Here is a 2,493-nt window from a genome sequence, read left to right as displayed (position 1 = left end):
TGTAACTGCTAAACTAAATTCAACAGTATCCGCCAAATAGAAATGAACACTTTTTTCTTTCACTTGGTAACCCAGTTAAGCTATGATTACTTGTTCAACATAGCTTGGCTGGGGGATGGGAAAGGTGGAAAAATTACTGTTGTATCTTCAGGTTCATCAATTAAAAGAGCAAGGATTTAAGGTGGCAGCCATCGCAAGGAAATTGGATCTGTCGAGGAACACGGTCTATAAATATCTAGATATGACTTTTGAGGAGGCATCAGATTGGGTCAATTCCCTTGGTAACAGAAGCAAAAAGTTGAATCCCTACCGGGATAGGATTCTCAGTTGGTTACATGAACATCCAGATCTGTCTTCTTCTCAGGTCGAGGATTGGTTAAAGGAGAAATATCCTTCCATTAAGATTGGAGGAAGCACAGTTCGATCCTATGTTAGTGAGCTAAGGGAAATATACCATATTCCGAAAATTGTACATATTCGTGATCACGAAGCAGTGGACGAGTTGCCAATGGGCCAACAGGCTCAAGTGGATTGGGGAGAAGTCACGGTTAAAAATATGGAAAAAAAGGACGTGAGATTATACTTCATCACTTTTGTTCTCTCCCACTCCCGTTTCAAGTATGTAGAGTGGCAAAGCAGACCCTTTACCACAAGGGATGCAATCAGATGCCATGAAAACGCATTCGTATTTTTCGGAGGAATGCCAGAGGAATTGGTTTATGACCAAGATCACCTGATCACCGTAAGTGAAAATGCAGGAGACATTATCCTGACGAGTGAATTTCAGTCTTATAAGCAAGAACGTGGATTTCGCCTTTATTTATGCCGCAAGGCAGATCCGCAAAGTAAGGGCAAGATAGAAAACGTAGTGAAATTCGTGAAAAGAAACTTTGCCAAACACAGGGTTTTCTCCAATATCGATGCATGGAACGAACGGTCTCTGGCCTGGCTATCACGGACAGGCAATTACAATGTGCACCATACAACAAAAAAGAGACCGGTTGAAGTGCACGCCCTCGAAAAGCAACACTTGAAGCCAGTCTCTCCCCTGCTCTCTTTCGAGAGCAACCGTGGATCCAGTATAACAAGAACTGTCCATAAGGACAATGTGATTAAATATAAATCCAATCGGTACTCCCTTCCTTTAGGGACATACCGTCCAAGGGGAGAGAATCAAGTATTTATCGAGATTTATGAAGAGGAACTGATTGTCAGAGCAACTCCGCAAGGAGAAGTTCTTGCACGACATCGGCTTTGCCACGGAAAAGGAGAGCTTATAAAAAGTAGACAGCACTCACGTGATCGATCTAAAGGGATTCATGCTTATAAGGAGACCATTATCCGCCAATTTCACGATCAAGAAAAAGCAATGCTGTTTATTCATGAGATAAGCGTTCGGTATCCGAGGTATGTACGTGATCATTTGCAAATCGTTCAATATGCCATCACCCATTTCCAACCTGATATTGAGGAAGCCTTGGATGTATGTGTAAAAGACCATTTATGGAGTGCAAATGACCTCCGGGATGTTGCACAGCACCTTTCCCGACTAAAAGATACCAAGCCCTCCTCAGAACCTCGTTTCGATCAAGCAATACCAAGCAACTTCCGCAACCTCTCCGCATTACAAGCCACTTCACCAACGAGGGAAATGGATAAATATTTAAAAATACTAGGGGGCATTTGACGTTGAACAGCACCGTACAGACCATGCAAAATTACTTCCGCCATCTTCGGATGGCGGAGACAGCCAATGAACTACCTGAATTCCTTCGTAAAGCTGAAAAATTCTCTTGGACCTATCAGGAATTTCTAGAAGAACTCTTAACCTATGAATTGAAACGGAGAGAAGCAAAAAATGCGGAGAGGAGATTGAAATGGGCCAAGTTTCCCTATCAAAAGACCTTGGATGAATTTCAGATCGATGAGCAAAAGTCAATCAGTTCCCGCCAAATCAAACAGTTGAAGGAACTGAATTGGCTAGAACAACAGTACAATCTGATCCTTCTTGGTCCTCCAGGAGTGGGCAAAACCCACATTGCAATTGGACTTGGGTTAGAAGCGATACAAAAGGGTTTTCAAGTTACCTTTTCAACCATGGGAGAGTTGATCCATCTATTGAAAACCCAAGAGTACCTCACAAAATCACAAACGCAGCTTAAAAGAATAAACGAATCCGATTTGGTCATTATTGATGATCTCATGTATATGGCAATGGATCAAAGGGAGGCAAACCTATTTTTCCACCTCATAAACAACCTGTATGAACGAAGTTCAATCATATTAACATCCAACAAAGGACCCGAACAGTGGGGAGAATTAATAGGTGATCAAGGAATTACGACGGCTATATTAGATCGATTGCTTCACAGAGTGGAAGTGATCCAACTAAACGAAGAAAGCTACAGAATCAAATACAGGAGCTCTATTTTCGGAGAAAAAAGTGTTCAATCTTAATGAGCAAAAAGTGTTCAAAACTACTTGACGGTTACA

At 41.8% G+C, this 2,493-nt stretch carries 2 protein-coding genes; both read left to right on the top strand.

What is annotated here, in order from left to right:
* Window positions 1-136 precede the first annotated feature (136 nt).
* Window positions 137-1,687 carry an IS21 family transposase gene (istA, locus tag EDM57_RS22935; protein WP_122906972.1) on the top strand — a complete coding sequence of 517 codons (1,551 nt, stop codon included), beginning with the start codon at window positions 137-139 and terminating at the stop codon, window positions 1,685-1,687.
* Between the two features lie 2 nt (window positions 1,688-1,689).
* The gene (gene istB, locus EDM57_RS22930; protein WP_023555282.1) at window positions 1,690-2,457 is read left to right on the top strand and encodes an IS21-like element helper ATPase IstB; all 768 of its coding nucleotides are present in this window, start codon (window positions 1,690-1,692) and stop codon (window positions 2,455-2,457) included.
* Window positions 2,458-2,493 lie beyond the last annotated feature (36 nt).

It is taken from the genome of Brevibacillus gelatini (assembly GCF_003710935.1).
GTDB classification, from domain to species: Bacteria; Bacillota; Bacilli; order Brevibacillales; family Brevibacillaceae; genus Brevibacillus; species Brevibacillus gelatini.
This window is presented reverse-complemented; position numbering and strand designations above follow the sequence as displayed.